The organism is Frankia sp. R43 (assembly GCF_001306465.1).
Taxonomy (GTDB): domain Bacteria; phylum Actinomycetota; class Actinomycetes; order Frankiales; family Frankiaceae; genus Parafrankia; species Parafrankia irregularis.
Genome location: NZ_LFCW01000012.1, coordinates 121,622 through 143,744, shown reverse-complemented (window position 1 = coordinate 143,744; position 22,123 = coordinate 121,622). Strand labels below are relative to the sequence as shown.

14 protein-coding genes and 2 pseudogenes are annotated in these 22,123 nt (G+C 66.4%); 5 read left to right on the top strand and 11 right to left on the bottom strand.

What is annotated here, in order from left to right:
• Positions 1 to 64: 64 nt before the first annotated feature.
• From ACG83_RS38000 to ACG83_RS41780, 11 genes and pseudogenes are all read right to left on the bottom strand, one after another.
• Positions 65 to 1,264: an acyl-CoA dehydrogenase family protein gene (locus tag ACG83_RS38000; RefSeq protein ID WP_054571094.1), complete on the bottom strand. Its 1,200-nt coding sequence runs from the start codon at positions 1,262 to 1,264 to the stop codon at positions 65 to 67.
• Positions 1,265 to 1,415: 151 nt separating this feature from the next.
• On the bottom strand, positions 1,416 to 2,366 hold the full coding sequence (locus ACG83_RS37995) for a CoA ester lyase (RefSeq protein ID WP_054571093.1): 951 nt from the start codon (positions 2,364 to 2,366) through the stop codon (positions 1,416 to 1,418).
• 83 nt (positions 2,367 to 2,449) lie between these two features.
• Complete coding sequence (ccrA, locus tag ACG83_RS37990) at positions 2,450 to 3,799, bottom strand: crotonyl-CoA carboxylase/reductase (RefSeq protein WP_054571138.1); 1,350 nt, start codon at positions 3,797 to 3,799, stop codon at positions 2,450 to 2,452.
• A gap of 343 nt (positions 3,800 to 4,142) precedes the next feature.
• Entirely contained in the window at positions 4,143 to 5,306 is a 1,164-nt protein-coding gene (locus tag ACG83_RS37985; RefSeq protein ID WP_054571092.1) for an acyl-CoA dehydrogenase family protein, read from the bottom strand.
• 42 nt (positions 5,307 to 5,348) lie between these two features.
• Positions 5,349 to 6,212 carry a 3-hydroxybutyryl-CoA dehydrogenase gene (locus tag ACG83_RS37980; protein ID WP_054571137.1) on the bottom strand — a complete coding sequence of 288 codons (864 nt, stop codon included), beginning with the start codon at positions 6,210 to 6,212 and terminating at the stop codon, positions 5,349 to 5,351.
• 315 nt (positions 6,213 to 6,527) lie between these two features.
• Positions 6,528 to 7,040, bottom strand: a complete 513-nt coding sequence (locus ACG83_RS44865) for a hypothetical protein (protein ID WP_152991632.1) — start codon at positions 7,038 to 7,040, stop codon at positions 6,528 to 6,530.
• Positions 7,041 to 7,333: 293 nt separating this feature from the next.
• On the bottom strand, positions 7,334 to 8,107 hold the full coding sequence (istB, locus tag ACG83_RS37975; RefSeq protein WP_054571091.1) for an IS21-like element helper ATPase IstB: 774 nt from the start codon (positions 8,105 to 8,107) through the stop codon (positions 7,334 to 7,336).
• 60 nt (positions 8,108 to 8,167) lie between these two features.
• Entirely contained in the window at positions 8,168 to 8,959 is a 792-nt protein-coding gene (locus ACG83_RS37970; protein ID WP_054571090.1) for a hypothetical protein, read from the bottom strand.
• A gap of 54 nt (positions 8,960 to 9,013) precedes the next feature.
• Positions 9,014 to 11,452 carry a site-specific integrase gene (locus ACG83_RS37965; protein WP_200931447.1) on the bottom strand — a complete coding sequence of 813 codons (2,439 nt, stop codon included), beginning with the start codon at positions 11,450 to 11,452 and terminating at the stop codon, positions 9,014 to 9,016.
• Positions 11,449 to 12,669, bottom strand: coding sequence for a site-specific integrase (locus ACG83_RS37960; RefSeq protein ID WP_054571089.1), 1,221 nt, complete (start codon positions 12,667 to 12,669; stop codon positions 11,449 to 11,451). Before ACG83_RS37960 ends, ACG83_RS37965 begins: the two co-directional genes overlap by 4 nt.
• Positions 12,670 to 12,736: 67 nt before the next feature.
• Positions 12,737 to 13,393 (bottom strand): annotated as a pseudogene (locus ACG83_RS41780) (IS21 family transposase); the annotation flags it as partial.
• A gap of 553 nt (positions 13,394 to 13,946) precedes the next feature.
• Here ACG83_RS41780 and ACG83_RS37950 point away from each other — a divergent pair.
• The 5 genes and pseudogenes from ACG83_RS37950 to ACG83_RS37930 all read left to right on the top strand — a co-directional run bounded on the left by ACG83_RS37950 (position 13,947) and on the right by ACG83_RS37930 (position 22,115).
• A complete protein-coding gene (locus tag ACG83_RS37950) occupies positions 13,947 to 15,944 on the top strand; it encodes a hydantoinase/oxoprolinase family protein (RefSeq protein ID WP_152991631.1) in 1,998 nt (665 codons plus the stop codon).
• Positions 15,941 to 16,276 (top strand): annotated as a pseudogene (locus ACG83_RS37945) (acetone carboxylase subunit gamma); the annotation flags it as partial. The gene ACG83_RS37950 and the pseudogene ACG83_RS37945, both read left to right, overlap by 4 nt.
• A gap of 27 nt (positions 16,277 to 16,303) precedes the next feature.
• Positions 16,304 to 18,430: a hydantoinase/oxoprolinase family protein gene (locus tag ACG83_RS37940; RefSeq protein WP_054571085.1), complete on the top strand. Its 2,127-nt coding sequence runs from the start codon at positions 16,304 to 16,306 to the stop codon at positions 18,428 to 18,430.
• 677 nt (positions 18,431 to 19,107) lie between these two features.
• A complete protein-coding gene (locus tag ACG83_RS37935; protein ID WP_054571084.1) occupies positions 19,108 to 19,731 on the top strand; it encodes a GPR1/FUN34/YaaH family transporter in 624 nt (207 codons plus the stop codon).
• 152 nt (positions 19,732 to 19,883) lie between these two features.
• On the top strand, positions 19,884 to 22,115 hold the full coding sequence (locus ACG83_RS37930; protein WP_054571083.1) for a hydantoinase B/oxoprolinase family protein: 2,232 nt from the start codon (positions 19,884 to 19,886) through the stop codon (positions 22,113 to 22,115).
• The last annotated feature ends 8 nt before the right edge of the window (positions 22,116 to 22,123 follow it).

Sequence of the window (22,123 nt, the reverse complement as noted above, 5' to 3'; positions counted from 1 at the left end):
GTCTCAGCTGCCCGTCCAGTGGTCCGGCCGGGCCGCTGGACGGGCAGCGGGCGTGGTGAATGAGCTACCGAGGCAGTCTGTATTCGTTGAGCAGCGCCCGACTAATGATCAACTTCTGGACCTCGGAGGTGCCTTCACCGATGAGCATGAACGGGGCCTCGCGGTAAAGGCGTTCGATCTCGTACTCCTTGGAGTAGCCGTAGCCGCCGTGGATCCGAAACGATTCGGTGGTGACCTCGTGGCAGTACTCGCTGGCGAGATACTTGGCCATCCCGGCCTCGACGTCGTTGCGCTGCCCGCCGTCCTTCTTGCGGGCCGCGTGGACCATCATCAGATGCCCGGCCTCGACCTTGGTGGCCATGTCCGCGAGTCTGAACGCGATGGCCTGGTGGTCGGCGATCCGGTGGCCGAAGGTACGGCGCTGCTGGGAATAGGCGATCGCCAACTCCAACGCCCGGATCATGATCCCGCAGGCGCGGGCAGCGACATTGACCCGGCCGACCTCGACACCATCCATCATCTGGTAGAAACCCTGGCCGGCACCCGCTGGGCCACCGAGAACGCTCGCCTCCGACACTCGATGGTTGTCCAGGATCATCTCGGTGGTCTCGACGCCCTTGTAGCCCAGCTTGTCGAGCTTGCCGGGTATGGTGATGCCGCCGTGGGTGCCGAACCCGGGTTCCTTCTCCAGCAGGAAGGTGGTCATGTTCCGGTAGACCGAGTCGGCGCCTTCGTCGGTCTTCACTAGGGTCGCGACCACACCGGCGCGGGCGCCGTTGGTCAGCCACATCTTCGTTCCCGTCAGGAGGTAGTCGTCGCCGTCGCGGTCGGCTCTGGTGGTGATGGCGGCCACGTCGGAGCCGCAGCCCGGTTCGCTCATCGAGAACGCACCGCGGATCTCACCCGTGGCCATCTTCGGCAGCAGGCGGGCGCGCTGTTCCTCGGTGCCGTGCTGGAGAATTAGGTAGGCGACGATGAAATGAGTGTTGATGACACCGGAGACGCTCATCCACCCGCGGGCGATCTCCTCGACGACAAGGGCGTAGGTCAGCAGCGACTCGCCGAGTCCCCCGTACTGTTCGGGGATGGTAATCCCGAACAGGCCCATCTCCTTCATGGCTGCCACGATCGCCTCGGGGAACTCATCCTTGTGCTCGAGGTCGTTCGCGTACGGAAGGATCTCCTTGTCCACGAAGGTGCGCACCGCGGCCAGGATGTCGGCCTGCGTGTCGGTAAGACCGTCGGTCTGCGCGACCCTGCCCATCTGAAAACTCCAGTCCTTTTAGCCCCGAGACCTGTGCGCTCGGAGGAGTCCGCTGACCGCCGGTAGTGGAGCCACCCCGCCCGGTGGGTCCGCGTCCCGGGGCTTAGGCCGCGGTCACCGGACGAGGTGGTCCGTCAGGGGGAGAGAACGGTCAACTGGTGGGGGGTTCGAACTTGGCGGCGCGCCGCAGTCCTGCGGCGCGGCCCTTGCCCGCTATGACCTCGGCCATCTTCCGGCTCGCCTCGTCGATCATCTCGTCGCCGAGCATTACCGCCCCCCGCAGGCCACCTTCGGCGGAGGTGTGCCAGGCGTAGGCGTCCAGGATCAGTTCGGCGTGGTCGTAGTCCTCCTGCCGGGGCGCGTAGATCTCGTTTGCAGCCTCGATCTGCCCCGGGTGCAGCACCCACTTGCCGTCGTAGCCCAGCGCGGCGGACTTCCTGGCAACCTCACCGAACCCGTCCACGTCCCGGATATGCAGGTAAGGCCCGTCGATCGCCTGCACCCCGCGCGCCCGCGCCGCCTCCAGAATCTTGAACAGGACGTAGTGGAACTGGTCCCCGGGATAGTGCGGGCTCAACGCGCCGACCACCAGTGACGGCATGTTCACCGAGGCCATGAAGTCCGCCGGACCGAAGATGATCGTCTCGATGCGAGGGCTGGCGAACGCGATCTCCTTCACGTTCGACAGACCGAGCGCATTCTCGATCTGCGCCTCGATGCCGATCCGCCCGACCTCCAGGCCCATCACCTCCTCGATCTGCGTAAGCAGCAGATCAAGCCACTGCACCTGTGCACCAGTCTGCACCTTCGGCAACATCACACAGTCCAGATTCTCCCCGGCACCCTCGACCACCGTGATGACATCCCGATACGTCCATTTCGTGGTCAGGTCGTTCACTCGGACCACCCGCGTCTTGCCCGTCCAGTTACCCTCGTTCAACGCCGCGACGACATTCCCGCGCGCAGGCTCCTTGGCCAGCGGAGCGACGGAGTCCTCAAGATCACAGAAGATCTGGTCGGCCGGCAGACCCTGAGCTTTGCCGAGCATCTTCGGATTCGAAGCGGGAACAGCCAGACAGGACCGGCGAACACCCAGAGGCATAGCAGGATCGCATTCCTTTCGATTCCGTTCGTTCGCTGGAGAAGAAACCGTCAGGGTTAGCGGTGGAACATTCAAAATTTAAATTACATGCCACGGAAGCGGTTAATCGCGGTGAGGTGACGGGCCCGGGCGGTCGCATCGCGGACTCCGAGTCCCTCGGTCGGGGCGAGGCAGAGCACACCGACCTTGCCCTGGTGGGTGTTGCGGTGGACATCGTGGGCGGCCTGCCCGGTTTCGGCCAACGGGTAGACCCGCGACAGGGTCGGGTGGATCAGCCCCCGGGCGATGAGCCGATTCGCTTCCCACGCTTCGCGGTAGTTCGCGAAGTGCGACCCGACGATCCGTTTGAGATTCATCCACAAGTAGCGGTTGTCGTAGCTGTGTAGGAAGCCGCTGGTCGAGGCACAGGTGACAATCGTGCCGCCGCGCCGCGCTACGTAGACCGAGGCACCGAACGTCTCTCTGCCGGGATGCTCGAAGACGATGTCGGGGTCGTCGCCTCCGGTGAGCGAGCGGATCCGCTTGCCGAACCGCTGCCATTCCTTCGGGTCCGGGGTCTCGTCGTCGGACCAGAACCGGTAGCCCTCCGCGGCACGGTCGATGATGAGCTCGGCACCCAGCGAACGGCAGATCTCCGCCTTGGCTGGCGACGAGACCACACAGACCGGGATCGCACCGCCGCGCAGCGCCAGCTGAGTTGCATACGAGCCCAAGCCGCCGGAGGCGCCCCAGATGAGCACGACGTCGCCCTGCTTCATGTTCGCGCCGTTGGTCGAGACGAGCTGGCGGTAGGCGGTCGAATTCACCAGTCCGGGCGCCGCCGCCTCCTCCCAACTCAGGTGCTCTGGTTTGGGCATCAGCTGGTTGGCCTTGACTAACGCGAGCTCGGCGAGCCCACCGAAATTCGTCTCGAACCCCCAGATCCGCTGTTCGGGGTCCAACATCGTGTCGTTATGACCTTCGGGGCGTTCCAGCTCCACCGACAGGCAGTGCGCGACGACCTCGTCTCCAGGCGACCAAGCATGCACCCCAGGACCCGTCCGTAGTACCACACCGGCTAGGTCCGAACCGACCACGTGGTACGGCTGGTCGTGCCGCCGCGCCAGCGGCGAGGTACGCCCGTAGCGCTCGAGGAACCCGAATGTCGACACCGGCTCGAAGATCGACGTCCACACAGTATTGTAGTTTACGGCCGACGCCATCACCGCCACTAAGGCCTCACCCGGCCCGATTTCCGGGGTCGCCACCTCGTCCACGTGCAGGGACTCCCGCGGATCCTTGTCCCGGGAAGCCCGGCCCTCGAACATTTCGACCTCGTCCTTGCGGACAACAACTCCCCGGTAGGTTTCGGGCACCGAAAGGGCGCTGAACTCTACTTCCCGGGCGTCACTGCGGAGGGTCTGCGCCAAGATCACCTCGACGATGTCCTTCATGCTCATTCTGCCTCCTGGCAGACGTTACTTCCGAGCGCGGGGAGAATAGATAGAGCTGCAGATTCTAGAAGGATAGTCGCGCATCTTCTCTTCGCGCTTGGGGCCAAATCAACAGGAAGATGCGCAAAACAAGAGGACCTCCTCCCGGCCGGCGCAGATATGAAAATCCACACCGATCCCAAGTGCTCGCCCTACTTTCACCGTCGTCCCCTGTTGCCAGGCTCATGGGCAGTACAACTGGCCTTGTTCTCCATAGATGGCCCGCCGTCCCAGGCCAGCGGCTAAAACTCTGGATCGATGCGGCCATCACCGCAAATCACAGCCTCACGCGCAGAAGACGGCGCTAACCGCGCAGGAGCGCGCGAGACATGACAAGCCGTTGAATCTGATTGGTGCCTTCATAGATCTGCGTGATCTTAGCGTCGCGCATCATGCGCTCGACCGGGAAGTCGCGAGTGTAACCAGCGCCACCGAAGAGCTGGACAGCGTCCGTCGTCACTTGCATGGCCACATCGGAGGCGAAGCATTTCGCGGCGGCGGTGATGAAGCCGAGGTTCGCCTCGCCGCGTTCGGCGCGGGCGGCGGCGACGTACACCATGTGCCGGGCTGCCTCGATCTTCATCGCCATATCGGCGAGCATGAACTGCACGGCCTGGTTGTCGGCGATCGCCCGGCCGAACTGGCGGCGCTCCTTCACGTAGGCGATGGACGCGTCCAGAGCCCCCTGGGCAATACCCAATGCCTGGGCGCCGATCGTGGGCCGGGTGTGGTCGAGAGTGGCCAGGGCGGTGCGAAGGCCGGTGCCGGGCTCACCGACGATCCGGTCGGTCGGGATCGTGCAGTTGACGAAATGGATCTCCCGGGTCGGGGATCCCTTGATCCCGAGCTTGCGCTCCTTGGATCCCACCTCGAAACCGGGATCCTCGGCGTGGACGACGAACGCGGAGATGCCGTCGGCTGGCTTCGCCGCGCCCGGGTCGGTGACCGCCATGACCGTGTACCAGGTGGACTCGCCGGCGTTCGTGATCCAGGTCTTTGTGCCGTTGAGGACCCAGTGATCGCCATCCAGACGTGCGCGTGTTCGCATGGAGGCTGTGTCCGAGCCGGCTTCACGTTCGGACAGCGCGTACGACGCGGTCGCCTCACCGGCGGCGATCGGGGGTAGAACCAGCTGTTTCAAGCTCTCCGACCCGGAAAGCAAGATCGGCATCGTACCCAGCTTGTTCACCGCGGGAATCAGCGACGACGAGGCGCAGGCGCGCGCGACCTCTTCGATGACGATGCAAGTGGCTACCGAGTCCGCGCCCTGCCCGCCGTACGCCTCCGGAACATGCACCGCGGCGAAACCAGAACGGACCAGCGCCTCATGCGCCTCGCGAGGATAACGCTCCTGCTCGTCCACATCGGCCGAATGCGGCGCGATCTCCTTGTCTGCGAGCGCGCGGACCGCCTCACGGAGCGCCCAGTGTTCCTCGGCCAGCCTATACAGATCAAAACCAGAGTTCACGATGGCAAACGCCCTCAAGATCGTAAGAATTGTCGATGGATGCTAGGAGGAGTAGTTATAGAAACCATGACCACTTTTTTTTCCAAGCAGACCTGCATCCACCATGCGCAGAAGTAGCGGCGGCGGGGAATAGTGAGGCTGTTTGAACTCGTCGTACATCGACTCGGCAATGGCCTTGACGGTTGCCAGCCCAATCAGGTCGATCAGGCGCAGCGGTCCCAGCGGGTGGGCGCAGCCCAAGACCATCCCGCTGTCGATGTCCTCCGCCGAGGCAAACCCCGACTCCAGCATCCGGATCGCAGACAGCAGGTAGGGTACCAGCAACGCGTTGACGACGAATCCAGCGCGGTCCTGCGAGCGGATAATCCGCTTACTCAACGGTCCGACCACGAACTCCTCGGCGCGGCGCTGAGTATGTTCACTAGTCAGCAGAGAGGGCACCAACTCGACTAGTTTCAGCACCGGCACCGGATTGAAGAAGTGGACGCCGATCACCTGTTCTGGCCGTGCCGTCGCGATCCCTAGCTTCATGATGGGGATGGCGGAGGTGTTCGACGCGAAGATGGCCTCATCGTCTTCGACGACCTTGTCGAGCACTCGGAAGGCCTCGGTCTTGACTTGCTCGTTCTCCGCGATGGCCTCGACCACGAACTGCCGATCGGTGAAGTCCCCCAAGTCGGCGGTGAACGTGAGCCGTTTCAATGCCGCAGCCCGGTCCTGTTCGCTAAGTTTCCCGCCACGCACTCCCCGGTCTAGCGATACCGTGATCCGCGCCCGGCCTGCCCGGCAGGCGGCCTCGTCCACCTCCCGCACCAGCACGTCCAACCCTGCACGGACACACACTTCGGCGATCCCGGAACCCATCAGACCGCATCCGACAACGCCCACTTTGCGGATCTCGACCATCACCGTCATCTCCCTTGCTTCGCTTCCCCACAGACGTGATCGCATTCTCCGAACCGGCTCCACGACAGTTACGTGGGCGTTGACAGCCCGGCCGGCTGGAAGAACACCAGACGGGCCCGACAGTCGGACCGAAAACGGACCGTGATCGGGCTGTCCGAACAGCCGCTCCCGCTCGTCGGCTAAGCCGTCGCCGCGGTTGATGTGAAACACGACCGCTGGGGCGCCACGCGGTCACGCCGTCGCGCAAGGGCCAGCGGGCGGCAACCTAGCTAGCGCGTGTCGTGGTCGTTCTTCTTTCCGCGGTCGAGATGCATTTCAGTCCGTAGCTATCGGCACTGTGGTTTCAGACGCGACAGAGCCCCGTGAGCAGCCGATGACGGCGTTGGCGGCTACGTTGACCGCAGTACGAGCCACCTCGAGATCGATGTAGGTGTATGTGGCGTGGTCATAGGCGTCGAGCGCGGCCTTCAGGGCGCACCACTCCGGTGACTCCGGGTCGATGGGAGGGGAAAACGCTCCAAGGAGCTCGGCCAGATGTGAAGGTGAAATGAGCTGGCTCATCCTAGCGGCAAAGACGGCCCCTCGTAGTGATTGGGGGACGGGGTCGCTGCCGGCCGCCCTCACACCTGATATTTCGGCTATCGAAGGGACTGCGCCGAAAATAGCGGTCGGCTCAGCCCGCTCGTGCTGGGGCTGGTTGATGCGTGAAGCGCAAGAACGGAGTGCCGAAACCGAGAATTTTTGGTACTGAATGGGCATGCGATAGTACGCACCTGATGTGTTGGTTGGCACCTTTCCGTCAAATTGATTTTTATCGTCTACTCTCACCTAGGCCTCTTTTGCTTGTGGGAGGGGGAAGCGAGTCCCAAGCCGCCACGACGGATGATGTCGGTCACAATCCTGACAGTAGGCATGCATGGTCGCACCACCCTTTCGGGTGGCCAGTGGCGGGAAAACGGGTGGCAGCGGTCCCTGCTACCACGAGTGTCTGGATGGTTACAGTGTCAGTCGTTCCGTTGTCAAGGGCCATTGAGAACGGCCCGGTGGCGGTCATGGTTCCGGCCCGGTGGTGGCCACCAGGTCTGCCCACTGGCGGCCACCGTTTCGGCGCGGCCTTTGTGTCAGGCCAGGGCTTTCGCCCCCTTGCCGGCGAGGGCTTGAGCGAGGCGGACGCTGTCGCCGCTGGTCTGGCAGAGGTGGGCGTGGTGCAGGAGCCGGTCGACGGTCGCGGTCGCGAGGGTCTTGGGCGTGATCTCGTCGAAGCCAGCGGGGTGCAGGTTCGAGGAGACCGCGATCGAGCGCTTCTCGTAGGCGGCGTCCACGAGCCGGTAGAGGCCTTCGGCAGCGTCGGGTCCGACGGGGAGCAGACCGATGTCGTCGACGATGACCAGGTCGGCGCGCAGGATCTTCTCGACGGCCTTGGTGACGGTGTCGTCGGCGCGGTGGGCGCGGACGAGGACACCGAGGGTTTCGAGGGTGAACCAGGCGACGTGCAGCCCGGCCTCGACGGCGGTCTGGCCGAGGGCTTCGAGCAGGAACGTCTTGCCGGTGCCGGCGGGGCCGGCGATGACGAGGTTCTCCCGGCGGTGGACCCATTCCAGGGTTTGCAGGGCCTGCTGGGTCGGGGCGGGGATCGAGGAGGCGGCTGGGTCCCAGGCGTCGAACGTCTTGCCGGTGGGGAACCCGGCGCGGGCCCTGCGGGTGGCCAGCCCGGCGCGGTCACGGCCGTCGGCTTCGGCGGTGAACAGGGCGCGGAGGACCTCTGCTGGTTCCCAGCGTTGGGCTTTCGCGGTGGCCAGCACCTCGGGGGCGTGCCGGCGGACGTGCGGCAGTCGCAGCCGGCGCAGCAGGGTGTCGAGGTCGTCGGGCAGCGGTGGGGCGGAGACGGTGTTCACTGGTTGCCTCCGGCGCCGAGGGCGTTCCAGCCGGCGGTGCCCTGGGCCAGGGCGTGGCCCTCACCGGCCTGGCTGGCCGGGCCGGGCCGGGGGCGGCGGTGGCCTGGTGGGTGAGGATCGCGGCCAGGTCGCCGTCGGTGAACCGGCCGGCGGTCGCGGCGACGCCGAGTGCCCGGTCGACGACGCTGGGCCCTTGCAGACCCGCGAGAGTGACGGCCTCGGCCATCTCACCCGCATCCGGGACGTCCCCGCGGTCGCGGCTTCGACGAGCCAGAGCCTCGCTCCGTCCCCCAACGCGCAGAACTCCGCCTCGCAGGCGGAACGAGGACGGGGTGACCGGGCGGCGGGCCTGGCCGGGTCGGGTGGGAAGTGCGTCTCGTCCAACGCCGGGCTGCCCGCCGTGGTGCCCCGGTGGCGGGCGACCTCGACCGGCCCGTCGCCGCCGAGATGGGTGATGACGATCTGCTCGCCGTGCCGGCGGACCCGCACGACCTGACCGGCCAGCCCGTGCGGCACCGAGTACTGCCCACCCTCGAAACTGACCAGCGCCGTGGTCGACCCGACCCGACGCGCCGCCCCGAGCAGCACGGCGAACGGCCGGACCGGCAGCGGATGCAACCGCGCCCGCTCCTCAGCCAACATCTGAGCGGGGGGACGGCGGGCCGCCCGGTGCGGCCGGGCGTTGACCTGCGCGCAGAACAGCTCGCAGGCGGCTTCCAGCTCGGCGAACGCCCCATAGCCCGCGCGCAGGTTCGCCTCCGTCGGGACCAGATCCGCCTTCGCGATCCGCACCGTCGCCTCCGACCCGCCCCTGGTCTGCGGATCCGCCGGCAGACACGTCGCCACCGTCAACCCGTATTCTCTGAACTTGATCTCGAAGGGTGCCTGTCCCGTATGCCCGGCTGCTCAGCGGGTTGCTGGCCGGTTGGGGAGTCCCAGGTGAGTGGCTGCCGTGGGGCGGGTCTGGCGGTCAAGTTGGACGAGTTTGTCCTGGGCGCCGGCGAGGCTGACGCGGAGCCCTTCGACCTCACCGAGCCAGCCTTCACGTTCGGCCTCGGCGATGCGGGCGACCAGGTTGTCACGGATCTCGACGAGGCGCGTCCGTTGCGCGGGATCGGGCCAGAGGAGCGCGCACCGGACGCAGGCGTGCTCGTGGATGCAGGCCGAGGCGAACGCCCGTCCGCAGGTGCCGATGGAGACCTTGCGCCGTTCGAAGTGGCCGAGGAACTCCTGCCACTCCTCGTCAGTCGGGACGCGGTATTCCTCGGTCGGGCGCAGGGCGCGCCGCCGGCGGAGGAAGGCCAGGTGGGACTGGATCGCCTCGTCGGGATAGACCGCCTTGTAACCCATGGTGGTGTTGATGTCGCGGTGGCCGGCGATCACCTGGGCGATGTGTGGCGGCAGCCCGCCGAGGATGGCCTCGGTGATGAACAGCCGACGGAAGTCGTGCGGGGTGAACCGCAGGGACTGGCCGGTCGTGGGATCGACCAGCCCTGTGTGGATCAGCGCAGCGCCGAGCAGGTCGCGGATGGCCCCGGCGTTGATCGAACGGGGCTCGAAGCCGACCCTGCGCTGGAAGAGCAGGGGCAGGGGCGGTGACCAGAGACGTTCGCGGTCGTCGTAGGCGGCGACCAGCGGAATCGCGCCTCGTTCGCTGCGGACCCTGCTGATGATCGAGCTGAGGACCTCGGCGAGTTCGGGGCTGACGACAAGCAGGCGTTCGGCGTCGGTCTTGGACGGAGCGATCTGCAACAACGGGACGATCTCGCCGGTGGTCGGCAGCCGGTATTGCACGAGGCTGTGGTGGGAGAGTTCCGTCAGTTCCTCGACGCGGATGCCTGTGTGACGCAGCACCTCGACGGCGGCGTAGGCCCAGAACGCGTGCTCCTCCTCGCGGCCAAGATCGCGTCGCCGGCCGCCGGCAGGGTCCTCGACCCAGACCTTGGCGGCCGCGGAGCGGCGCGGGACGATCCGTATGAGGGTCTGCCCGGCCGCGGTGAACGACTTCCCAGCCGGTGTCGGGCGCGCGGCGTCGAGCAGCGCCGCGGCCTGCGCGCGGCGCTCGGCGACCGTGCGGGTCAGGACCGGCAGGACGGGCAGCCGTTCGCGAGTCCGAGCGTCCATGCGGGACTTGCGGTGGCGTTTGTCCTTCTTCCGGTTGATCTCCTCGCTGCCGACCGGGCAGAGCGCGACCCACGGCCCCCAGCGTGCCGGGTCCTCCACGGCCCAGTGCGCCAGGTCGAGGTAGAAGGCACGGACCGGGGTCAGGCATTCGCGGTAGTTGATCCGCGGGGCGCGGGTCTCGACGGTGCGGCCATCAGCGCCCTTGGACATCCGGGAGACCGTGCGCAGCCGCTGCTTCCACGCCTCGGCGACCTCGACGGGCAGGTTCAGGCTGTCGATGCCGGGATGATGGCGTTCCAGGTCGGCCCAGAACAGCCCACCGAGGTAATGCGCCAGCGACTCGAGGCTGGTGTAGTCGAGAGCGGGTTGGCGTTCCCTCAGGTAGTCGACCAGCAGGTCCCGGACGGGGCGGCAGACGAGCCCGTAGCGGTCGATCATCTGGTCGCAGGTGCGTTGCCCGGAGGTCCGCAACTCCCGCAGGCTCTTGGGCGCCTGGTCACCGAAGACGCCCATGGCGTGCAGGACCCGGTAGAACATGTGCGTCGCGCCGACCGCGGTGCCGTGCTCCCGCGCCTCGATGTCGAGCAGTTCCAGGACGTCGCCGGTGGTGATGTCGCCGATCGTCCCGCCCTTGGCTGCGAGGATGAGCGCGGCGCGGTAGGCGGTGCGGGTCGCCGCAGCCGGTGCCACGTCCGGCTCAGCCGAGCACAGCGACCGCAGTCGCTCGAACCCCGCGCTGTCGCGGCACTGCGCCATGATGTTCGGTAGCGCGCCGCGGCGGAAGCTGGCGGTGACGAGCCAGTCCAGCGACGGCCGGAAAAGGTCGGCGCCGATCGCGGTCGACAGCGCTCGGAAGAACCAGTCGTGCAAGGAACCCGAGCCGGCCCGCCCGGCCAGCCAGGCCGTCGGGAGGTGCCGCCAGCGCCGGCCGTCGGAGCCAGCGCCGCTGGACAGCCAGCGTTCCTGCCAGCTGGTGCCCGGCTGGGAGGCCAGCCAGTCGAGCATCAGGCCCACCCCGGCCTGATAGCCCTTCACCCGGCCGGCATCGGCCGGGCCGAACGGCGCGCCGATCAGCAATCCCCACGCCTCATCGCGGCTGAGCCTGGTCATCGGCCAGCCGGCCCCGACCGGCCGGGCGGTGCCCAGGCCGGGCAGCGGCGCCACTGTCGTGTGGGCCACCGGACCGGCCGCCGGTTCCTTGAGAACCGTCGCGGCTGTCACGGCGCGCCGCCGAAGAGCACCCGCAGCGTCTCGGGCCGGTAGCCCGGCGCCGGAGACGGGATCACCCGCTCGGCGGCCTTGGCGGTCTGCTGCGCGTGGTGCGCCAGGACCCGGCGGACGACCGCCTCCTGGCGTGGGGTGACGTAGATCTGGGTCGTGGTCAGCAGCGCGTGGCCGAGGACGAACTGGACATCGGTCAGCGGCAGGTGCGGATCCTCGGCCATCCGGTAGGCGGCCGTGTGCCGCAGTGCGTGCAGGGTCGCCGCGCTGCCCGCCGCAGCGACCGCCCGCTCGAATATTCGGTGCGCTGCGTGGTAATTCAACGGCGTCAGTGGTGCGCGGACCGTCCACCACAGCGGTTGCCGGCGCCCCCGGGGCACCAGCCCCTCGAACTGCGCCTGGTAGAGCCGCAGCCACACGAACGCGTCCGTCGAGGCGGGCAGTTCCTGGACCACCCGGCTGCCCTTGCGGACCACCGCGATCAGCTGCCGGCCAGGGTCGACACCACCCTGGGTGGCCGACAACAGTTCCGAGGCCCGCGCCCCGGTCGATATGTAGAACGCCACCAACGCCCGGTCCCGGTGCGACGGCAGCCTCGCGAAGATCTCGTTGAACTCCGCGTCCGGGACCGCCCGGGGCACGCGGGACGGCACCGTTGGCCGATACCGCCCCGTGCGCTCGTCGCGGTAAGGCTCCATCGGGTTGTGATGCGCGTGCGCCCGCCGGCCCCGCCGCGCCCGGTCCAACGGAAACGGGTTCATCAGCGGCCCGCTGCCAGCGTCCAGGTGGAAGTCGTAGAAGCCGCGCAGCACCGTCTCGGCGTGCGCGCGCACCGACGGCGCATAGGGCACCACCGTCGCGGCCGGTGCCGGCCTGACCTCCGGGTGACGCCAGTGCGCTCGGGCAGGCTTACCCGCGACCTGCATCCACCGGCAGAAGTCCCGCGCTTCCACCCGGCCTGCGCGCTCCCAACCGACACCGATCGCCCACAGGAACCGGAACCAGCGCAGCAGGTCCATCCCATAGGAGCGCAGTGTCGCTTCCGACCGCCCCGCCGCCTGCAAGTCATGGAAGAACACCGACACCGCCTCCACCGGCACCCCGGCCGGATCAACCAGCCGGAACGGCAGCCACCCGTCGCCCGTTGCCTGCAACTCGCCCACCGGCGCGACCGCCAACGTCGCGAGGTCCCGCTGGAGCTCCTCGTCCTCGATCACGAGCCGTGACCATAACCAGCCAACCCCGCCGCAGGCCGTCTACCTGCGCAAACGCGTGTCGTAGTTCAGTCAACGGGTAATGCCGGCCGAACGCGACCGCGGCAGGGTTGCGCACCGCCACCCCGGCGACATGCTCGACCGTCACGGTCTTCTCGTTGTCCGTCAGCAGATAGGTCGGCACCCCACCGGCCCGACGCAGCGCCACGTCGACCGCGGCGAACACCGTCGGCGCCGCCCGATCCAGCAGAGGCAGCACCACCCGGAACCGCGACCACGCCAGCCACAGACAGAACAGCACCGTGCCCGCCCCGCCGACCCGCGGCCCCTGACCGAAGTCGTACTAAGCCCACATCCCGGGCTCGGGCACCCACGGCCGGAACACCCGCCGTCGCCCCGCCCCATACGCCGCCTTCGTCTGGGCCACCGCGCGGCGTGTCGTGCGCGCCGCCCCCGGATAGCCCATGGCCACGAGCTTGTCGTGGACCACATCCGCGCGGATCTTCCCCCGCGACCGCTCAACCAGCTCCTCGATCTTCCCCCGGAACGGGTCCACCACACTCGCCCGGACCGGCCGCGCACCCGGCACCAGCGCACCCGCGGCACGGGCCGCGACATACCGGCCGACCGTGTGATGCGAACAGCCCGCGAGCTCATCCGCGTCACGCGACGACCCTGTCAGGTCGTACGCCTCAAGAATTTCCATGATCTCCTCGGCAGACTTCAATCTCGTCCCCTTCCCGGGACCAGTACTGAGCTCGGTTGGCACCGCTCAGCACACCGGGAAGGGGACCCCGACCGATCACGACAGGCCGGAACAGACAGCCACAACGGGCAGATCAACGGGCCGCCGGCGGGCAGATCTACGGCCACCAGCGGGCACCCACACGGCCGTTACCGGGCAGGATCTCGTGGCCGCCGACATTCCGTCCGCCGGACGCTCCCCGCATTCCACGCGACCAGGATCGACGCCGGAGTCTCATTGTCCCGGTAGGTCGGGGACCTTTGCCTGTGGGTTTCGGTGTGGGTCGAGCCTCTCTACACCCACGGCCGAGACCTCGAGGCCCCCCGTTATCGCTCGCTACCCACCGGCGCAGGGTGATCGACCGGTACCCGCCTTCGGCGTTGAGCCCGGCAGTTCCGGACTCGCGCTACGAGAACCTTGTCCGGCGAGTCATCGTACGATCACTAGTCGTGAAAGAGCTTGGTGGGCGCCGCTCTGCAGCCTCGGGTAGAGCGCCCTCGACCACCCGATTTCCTCCTGCGAGCCACCCGTAAGAGTGGTGCAACCACCCTTCGATGACTGGAATCTTGTGACCGAGTTCATACGGCAAGCCGGCGGAGGGCCCATGGGAATCCTTGTCAATATCGACAACGGTGGTACGTTCACCGACGTCTGTGTGACGGACGGTGAACGCGTCGTGCATGCGAAGACCCCGACAACGCCGCACGATTTAACGCAGTGTTTTGTCGATGGGCTGCGGACCGTGTCCGACCGTCTGTACGGCGAGGAGGACATGGCTCGCCTATTGCGTGACACGGAGTACCTCCGCTACTCGACGACGTCGGGCACGAACGCCGTGGTCGAGCGGAAGGGCGCACCGGTCGGATTGCTTGTCGACAGCGGTGCGGAGGGGGATGTCTACGGGATTGTGAATCTGGTCGACGCATCGCTGTGGCAGGCCATGGTGCCGCACCCTCCGGTCGGGATCGCGGTGGACGCCGATGGGTCGGTGGGCTTGGAGGAGTTCACGGCCGCGATCAACGAGCTGCTGGCGACGGCGACATCGCGGATCGTGATCGCACTGCGGAGCGTGGATGCAGAGCGGGCGATCAAGAACCTGCTGTTGGAGCGGTACCCGAGGCACCTGCTGGGCGCTATCCCCTTTACCCTGTCCCACGAGCTTGTGCACGACGTCGACGACGCGCGGCGTGTGCTGACCGCGGTACTGAACTCATACCTCCACCCGGGAATGGAGCATTTCCTCTACGGGGCAGAGAAGGCGTGCAAGGCCAACGGGCTGACACGACCGTTGCTGATCTTCCGCAATGACGGGGACTCGGCCCGGGTCGCCAAGACGACCGCGCTGAAGACGTGGGGTTCCGGGCCGCGTGGCGGGCTGGAGGGCAGCGTCGCCTACGCCTCGCTCTACGGCGCGGACGTGCTCGTCGGGATGGATGTCGGTGGGACCACCACAGACGTGTCGGTCGTGGTGGACAAGGCCCTAACGGTGCACGCGCACGGCCGGGTCGAGTCGGCGCAGACCTCGCTGCCCATTCCAGATCTGAGCAGCGTCGGGCTGGGTGGCAGCTCGGTGGTCGAGGTCGTCGACGGTCGGATCCAGATTGGTCCGCGCAGTGTCGGGGCCGCGCCAGGACCGGCCTGCTTCGCTCGCGGCGGCACCGACGCGACCGTGACCGATGCGCTGCTGATCGTGGGTGCGCTGGATCCGGACAATTATCTGGGCGGGGATCTGAAGCTGGACTTGGCCCGTGCGGAGAGGGCCCTGGTCACCCGTGTCGGGGAGCCGTTGTCGATCCCCGCCCATGCCGCGGCGCTCGCAGTGCTGCGGGTGTTCGAGGAAATGGCTGGATCCGCGCTCAAGGAGATGATCTCTTCCGCAGGCCGCGAGCCCCGCGATGCCGCGCTGCTGGCTTTCGGCGGCGCGGGCCCCGTGTTGGCATCCGGAATCGCCACGGCAGCGGGGATCACGCGAGTGATCGTGCCGCATCTGTCGGCGGTGTTTAGTGCCTTCGGTATCGGCTTCAGCGGCCTGGCGCACGAGTACAGCGTCCCGATGCCCGGCACCGGCGCCGGTGTGAGTGCGGCCCGAGACGATCTGCTGGCCCGGGCGCGGCGTGACATGTTCGGCGAAGGAGTGTCCATCGACGAATGCACTTTCGAGACACGCAATCGATTCATTTCCGGTGGCGTGCTGCGGGACGAGGCGTGGACCAGCGGTTCGCTTCCTGACACCGCGGGAGGCAAGGCTGACCGGCTGGTCGTGCGGGCCTCCCGTCGGCTGCCGACCTTCGAACTAGCGGCCGACCAGCGCGGCACCGTGCAGCCAGCGACGGCGGACGGATCGCGCTGCATCCGCCTCGTCGACGGTGAGGAGCAGGAGGTGCCGGTCTACCGTCCGGAGAACCTGGAGCCGGGACAAGGGGCCCAGGGGCCGGCGCTCGTCGCGGGTGACTACCTGACCTGTTTGATTGAGCCCGGGTGGGGGTTCCGGGTGAGCAGCAACTCCGACCTGATTATGGAGGCCCAGCGATGAGCGACCAGCAGTCCTCGGTGAACATCACCGAGTATCTCGCGATCGATCTGTTGGCCGAGCGATGGATGTGCCGGGTGTGCGGGCACGACATCGCGAACGCCCGCGAGAACTACAAGACTGGGATGCTGGTCTACGACCGCGATCCCCGGGAGATTCACCGGCCGATCCTCGACGAAAGCTACGAATTTACCTACGCCCCCGATCCCGCCTGGTGTCGGATCGTCGAGTTCTACTGCCCGGGCTGCGGAACACTGGTGGAGAACGAGTACCTACCGCCCGGCCACCCGCTGACGCACGACATCGAACTCGACATCGACTCGCTGAAGCGTCGTCACCTGAGTGCTGTGGAGGGCTAAAGAATGCGGCAAGTAAGCGTTGACATCGGCGGGACGTTCACCGACTGCTTTCTCGTCTACGACGACGCCTACGTCGAGGCGAAGTCGTTAACCACACACCATCATCTCGCTTCCGGCTTCATGGACGCGCTGGCGCAGGCGTGCACGCAGATCGAGCTCGATGTGAAGGCGGTGCTCTCGTCCGTCGACGCGGTGCGCTACGCCACCACGCTGGGGACGAACGCGCTCATCGAGCGCAGCGGACCGTCCGTCGGGATCCTCACCACCGCCGGCTTCGAATCGACTGTGCCGCTGATGCGGGCCCGCGGCTACGGCGACGGGCTGACCGCGGCCGAGCAGTCCGACCTGCCTGCTGCGGACCGGCCCGCGCCGCTGGTTCCGGTGACCCGCATCGCAGGAATCCAGGAACGCATTGACTACGCCGGCAAGGTAGTGCTCTCCGTCGACGAGGACGACGTCCGCAGCCAGGTGCGGCGGCTGGTGGATGAGGGTGCGCAGGCGTTCGTGGTCGCGCTAACCAACGCGGTGGTCAACCCTGCCCACGAAAAGGAAGTTGAGCGCATCGTCCTCGATGAGTATCCCACTCATCTGCTCGGTGCGATCCCGATCGTGCTGTCGCACCGGGTCAGCGGACGCAAGGGCGAGTACGCCCGCACCATGTCGTCGATCATCGACGCCTACCTGCACAACCAGATGTACCACGGCCTGGCGTCCCTGGAGATCGAGTTGCGGCGTAACGGCTACACCAAGCCAATGCTGCTGGTGCACAACACCGGGGGCATGGCTCAGCTGAACTCGACCGCCTCGCTGCAGACCATCCACTCCGGACCCGTCGCCGGGCTGGAGGCCACCCACTACCTGTCGAAGACCTACGACCAACCCAACCTCATCGCCACCGACATGGGGGGCACCAGCTTCGACATCGGCCTGGTGACCTCCGACGGCGTGAAGTTCTACGACTTCAACCCGGTCATCGATCGTTGGCTCGTATCGACTCCGATGACCTACCTGCACACCCTCGGCGCCGGCGGCGGCTCCATCGCCCGCTACGACCGTCTGTGGAGCGCCATCGAAGTGGGCCCGGAAAGCGCCGGCTCCGACCCGGGCCCGGCCTGTTACGGACGGGGAGGGCGGCTCCCGACTACGACGGATACCAACCTGGTGCTGGGTTACCTCGATGCGGACAACTACGCGGGCGGCACGATCAAGCTCAGCCTGCGCCGGGCGCAGCGCGCCATCGAGGAGCATATCTGCAAGCCCACCGGTATGAGCCTGGTCGAGGCGGCAAAGGCGATCAAGCGCAAGGTGGACAGCAACATGGCCAATGCGATCTTCAAGGAGGTCGCGGTCAAGGGCTACAATCCGAAGAACTTCGTCGCGCTCAGCTACGGCGGCGGTGGTCCGCTGCACGCCTGTGGGTATGCCGCGCAGCTGGGCATTAAGCACGTGCTTGTCCCCCCGTTCAGCTCGGTTTTCTCGGCGCTGGGCGCGGGCAACATGAACCAGTTGCACATTCACGAGCGTTCGCTATACATGATGGTCTATGACGCCACCGGCCGTCGGCTCCTGGACGACTACCAGGTCTTCAACGACACCGTGGCGGAACTTGCCGCGAAGGGCCGCGACGACCTGCTCCGCCAGGGCGTCGATCCCGCCGACATCCAGTCGCGCGTGGAGGTCGACCTGCGCTACGGCAACCAGCTTGCCCAGATCGGTGTCGTATGTCCGTTTGAGCGGCTCACCTCGCACCGGGACGTGGTCGAGTTGCTGGACCTGTTCAGTAACCTCTACGCCCAGCGGTTTGGCGAAGGCAGCCAAGCGCCCGAGGCAGGTGTCCGGATCAACGTCATCCGAGTGGTGAGCTATGTCGATCACGACAAGTTCGCCATGCGGCCCACCCAGGCCGAGCCTCGTCCTGCACCGAGCCCCGCCCGGTGGCGGGAGTGCTACTACCCAGGCATCGATGGAGCGGTCAAGACCGCCGTCTACGACGTTGCCTGCCTTGAAGAGGGCCATGTCGTGGAGGGTCCCGCCTTGGTGGAAACCCCGCGCACGACCTACCTCGCCGAACCGGGCTGGCAGATCACGATCGGGCGTACCGGCTCCGCGGTGCTCACCAGGACCATCTGAACAAGGCACCGAAGGCGGGGCCGACTGACCCCCGGCCGTCCGGACGACATCGGCTCTCATATGCACGTCCGATGTGCACACCGTCAGGGGTAACCTTCCCGCTCCGAAGCTCGCGGTCTCGGCCACGAGTCGGTCGGTGTAATCCTCGACCTGGGCTCCACCGACACCAATGAAGCGTCGGAGGACGGGTAGTGATCGGATCCGTCGCGCCGCACTGTCAATGTTCTCCCTGTCAGCAGGGTTTCAGTCCCAATGTCAGGGAATGCTCGGCGCATACAATTCACCGCTCAAGGCGATGTCAACATGGCGAAGTCATTTCCAGTCAATGGCGCGCCCGCCGGGCTCACTTCATTCTTTTGGTGTGGCCCGCGCTAGCTAGAGAAGCCGCTTACCCTCTTCTGGCTCGTGGGCGACCCACGGCCGCATCCCTGCCGTAATCTTCGAACACCCCTAGCCGTCCAGCAGGACACGACGGCAAGCAACGCCTGCTGGGCCAGGAGGGCCGGGTACCGCCTCACGGGTATTGGGCGGCGTGGCCCCGTCATGGCACGCCCGGCCCTCCTCCGCCGCTCATATCCGCAGTACGCACGAGCAACCAGCTCGAAGCGGTCCGCCCGGTTAAGGAGGGTGATCTCATTACCACCGACGATTCCATTCTTTCGACCGATTCACCGCCGTTGCCAAACGAGGCCGGGGCATTACCCCTTCAGCCGGCTGCCAACCTGGTGCGCGGCAACCCAAGCGCAATCGGCATCCCCAGCTTCATAGCCGGGGCCGTCGGACTCGGGCTGGTCGACACCGGCTGGATCGAGCCCGCAGCGACTGGTGCCGCCATCCCTGTCATCGTGACCGCGACCTCGCTCGGTCTTCTGATCGCCGCGGTCTGGGCGGCGGCGCTCGGGCAGAGCGCGCCAGCCAGCCTGTTCGCGGTGTTCAGCGGGTTTTTCGGCAGCTACGCCGCGTTCGTCCTAGGCCTCGGCCACAACTGGTACAACATCCCGGCCGACCAGGTGACCAGGACCACCGAGCTGTGGCTGATCTGCTGGCTGGTCACCGTGGTCGTGCTCACCGTGGCACTCCTACGACTGCCCAGCAGCTTCACCCTGCTGCTCGGGCTCGTTGACGTCGCGCTGCTGCTGCTACTGCTCGGCACCATCAACACCAATGCGGCCCTGACCCACGCCGGCGGCTACTTCGTGTTCGCCGTCGTCGCCGTGGCGACCTACCTGTACGTCGGCATCTTGTTCGCCGAGACCGGTGGGAAGGGGTTCCCGCTCGGCAAGCCGATCATCTCCGGATAGCACCCCGTGATCCGACTTCCGTAGGTGCCCACGCTGACGCGTAAACGAGGAAGGCGTCATCACACCCCTCATCGGTTTTGCGTAGCCCATGCGGGGCCTGGGAAGCCGCTCGCCATCCTTGCCAGAAACGTCCCACCGGAAGGTGTATCGTTATGAGCCAAGCTGAAAATTCTGACGACAAGTCGCTCGTTGAGAGGTTCCTCGAAGACAACGTCCTGTTCCTCGGGCCCGATCCCGAGATCATGAAAAACCACAAGCTCGCTCCCGAGTCACCGCGCGAGACACAGGCGCTGGCGCAGTTCACGGACCCTGAAGTGGTCAACCTGGTGCGGAACAAGCTGCAGACCGCATGTAACGAGTCGTTCGAGATGGTAGAGCAGATGGGTGCGGCTCCGGGAGCGAAGTGGGGCGACCTGATCTCCGGGATATGGACGTCCTCGGGTGACCTGGCCCTGTCCAGCATGGGCGGTGTACTGCTGTTCTCGGTGCTCACGCAGCACCCTGTCAAGTTCATCGTCAAGTACTGGGCCGACGAGCCGACGGTCGGTATCCACGAGGGCGACATCTTCATGCACAATGACGCCCGCTACGGCAATGCCCACAACACCGATCAGAGTCTCCTCATTCCAGTCTTCCACGAGGGGCAGCTGATCTGCTTTACCGGCGCGGTCGTGCATGAGGGTGAGAACGGAGCCACCGAACCCGGCGGTATGCCCTCGGCGGCGGAGTCCCCGTTCGACGAGGGTCTGAAGATCCCGCCGCTCAAGGTGGGCGAGAACTACACGTTCCGCCGCGACATCATGACATTCCTACAGAACTCGGTGCGCGAACCGAAGTTGCAGCTGGAGGGCATGAAGGCTAAGCTTTATGCGGCCATGCGGATGAAGGACCGGGTTCTGGATGCGATCGCCGAATATGGTGTCGACCCGGTGATCGCCACGTTGCGGCGCACCCTGACCGACACCGCCGACGAGGTTCGCCGCAGGCTCCGCACGTGGCCGGATGGCACCGTGCGGCAGAACGTCTTCCCGGACGGGACGCTGCGGGAGAACTGCCTGGTCAAGATCAGGCTGGCGATGACAAAGAAGGACGACGAGCTGATCCTGGATTTCCGTGGCTCATCACCGGAGTTCCTTAACCGGGCCAATAACACGATCCTTTCGTCGATGAAGGGCATGCTGGCCCAGGAGTTCCTTACGTTCGTGTGGCCGGACCTGCCGCGGAACCAGGCGGTGTTCGAGCCGATGACCGTCGTCACCGACCCAGGGTCGGCGCTGAACTGTTCCCCGGATGCGCCGAACGCGCAGTGCATGATGACGTTCTTCCCTTCCTTCACGGCGGCCCAGTTGGCGGTGCCGAAATTCCTCTACAGCGCGGGTGAACGTTCTACGGACATCGTCGCCGGCTGGTACAATATGATCGTCACGCTCATCTACGGGGGCATCAACCAGCATGGCGAGCTGGTCGGTAATGTGTGTGCCGACCTCAATGGAATGGGCGGGGCCGCGCGGTCCAACCGGGACGGTGAGCACGCGGTCGCCCCGATCTTCGCGCCCATGGCCGACATAGGCGAGCAGGAGCTCATCGAGGAAGAAGTCCCGATCCTGAAGATCGTGCCGAACAGGGTGATGCGGGATAACCAGGGCTTTGGCAAGTTCCGCGGCGGCCAGGGCTACCAGCAGATCGCCACCGCCAAGGACAGCGCCATGTGGGGGTTCATGGTGTGCAGCATCGGCTCGAAGTTCCCCAGCTCGCACGGCATCTTCGGTGGTTACGGCCCCGGCACCTTCCCATTGTGCAAGATCAAGAATGTTGACATGTTCAAGGTGATGGACGACCAGCGCGAACTGCTGCGCTACACCATCGAGGAACTGATGAACGACCGTCCGTTCCCCGACGCGACCTACTCGACACACCACATGGGCCTGCAGTTCGAACTCGCCGAACGAGGTGAGCTGTACATGCTCACCCAGGGAGCCGGAGGTGGCTACGGTGACGTGCTCGAACGCGCCCCTGAGGCGGTGGCCGCCGACTACCGCGACGGCCTAGTGTCCCTCAGCACCGCGCGCGACATCTACCAGGTGGTGCTCAACCCGGACACTGCCGCGGTCGATGCCGAGGCTACCTCAGCGGCCAGGAACGCCGAGCGGGCTGCTCGGCTGAAGCGGGGCAAGCCGTTTGCGGAGTTCGTCAAGGACTGGGAGACCGAGACGCCTCCAGCCGATGTGCCGTTCTTCGGTTCCTGGGGTGATCCTCGGTTGCTTTTCCGAGGTACTCCGGAGGACACCTGCCCTGCGGACGCGATCGTGCCGGTGATGATGCCCAACCCGAAGGATGTGCGGATCGCGGAGCTGGAGGCCAAGCTCGCGCAGCTGCAGGGCTGACGGTGGGG

Bases quoted from the DNA above. Each gene is read 5' to 3' on its own strand.
- ACG83_RS38000 (WP_054571094.1), bottom strand. From the start codon at position 1,264: ATGGGCAGGGTCGCGCAGACCGACGGTCTTACCGACACGCAGGCCGAC.
- ACG83_RS37995 (WP_054571093.1), bottom strand. From the start codon at position 2,366: ATGCCTCTGGGTGTTCGCCGGTCCTGTCTGGCTGTTCCCGCTTCGAAT.
- ccrA (WP_054571138.1), bottom strand. From the start codon at position 3,799: ATGAAGGACATCGTCGAGGTGATCTTGGCGCAGACCCTCCGCAGTGAC.
- ACG83_RS37980 (WP_054571137.1), bottom strand. From the start codon at position 6,212: ATGGTCGAGATCCGCAAAGTGGGCGTTGTCGGATGCGGTCTGATGGGT.
- ACG83_RS37940 (WP_054571085.1), top strand. From the start codon at position 16,304: ATGCGGCAAGTAAGCGTTGACATCGGCGGGACGTTCACCGACTGCTTT.
- ACG83_RS37930 (WP_054571083.1), top strand. From the start codon at position 19,884: ATGAGCCAAGCTGAAAATTCTGACGACAAGTCGCTCGTTGAGAGGTTC.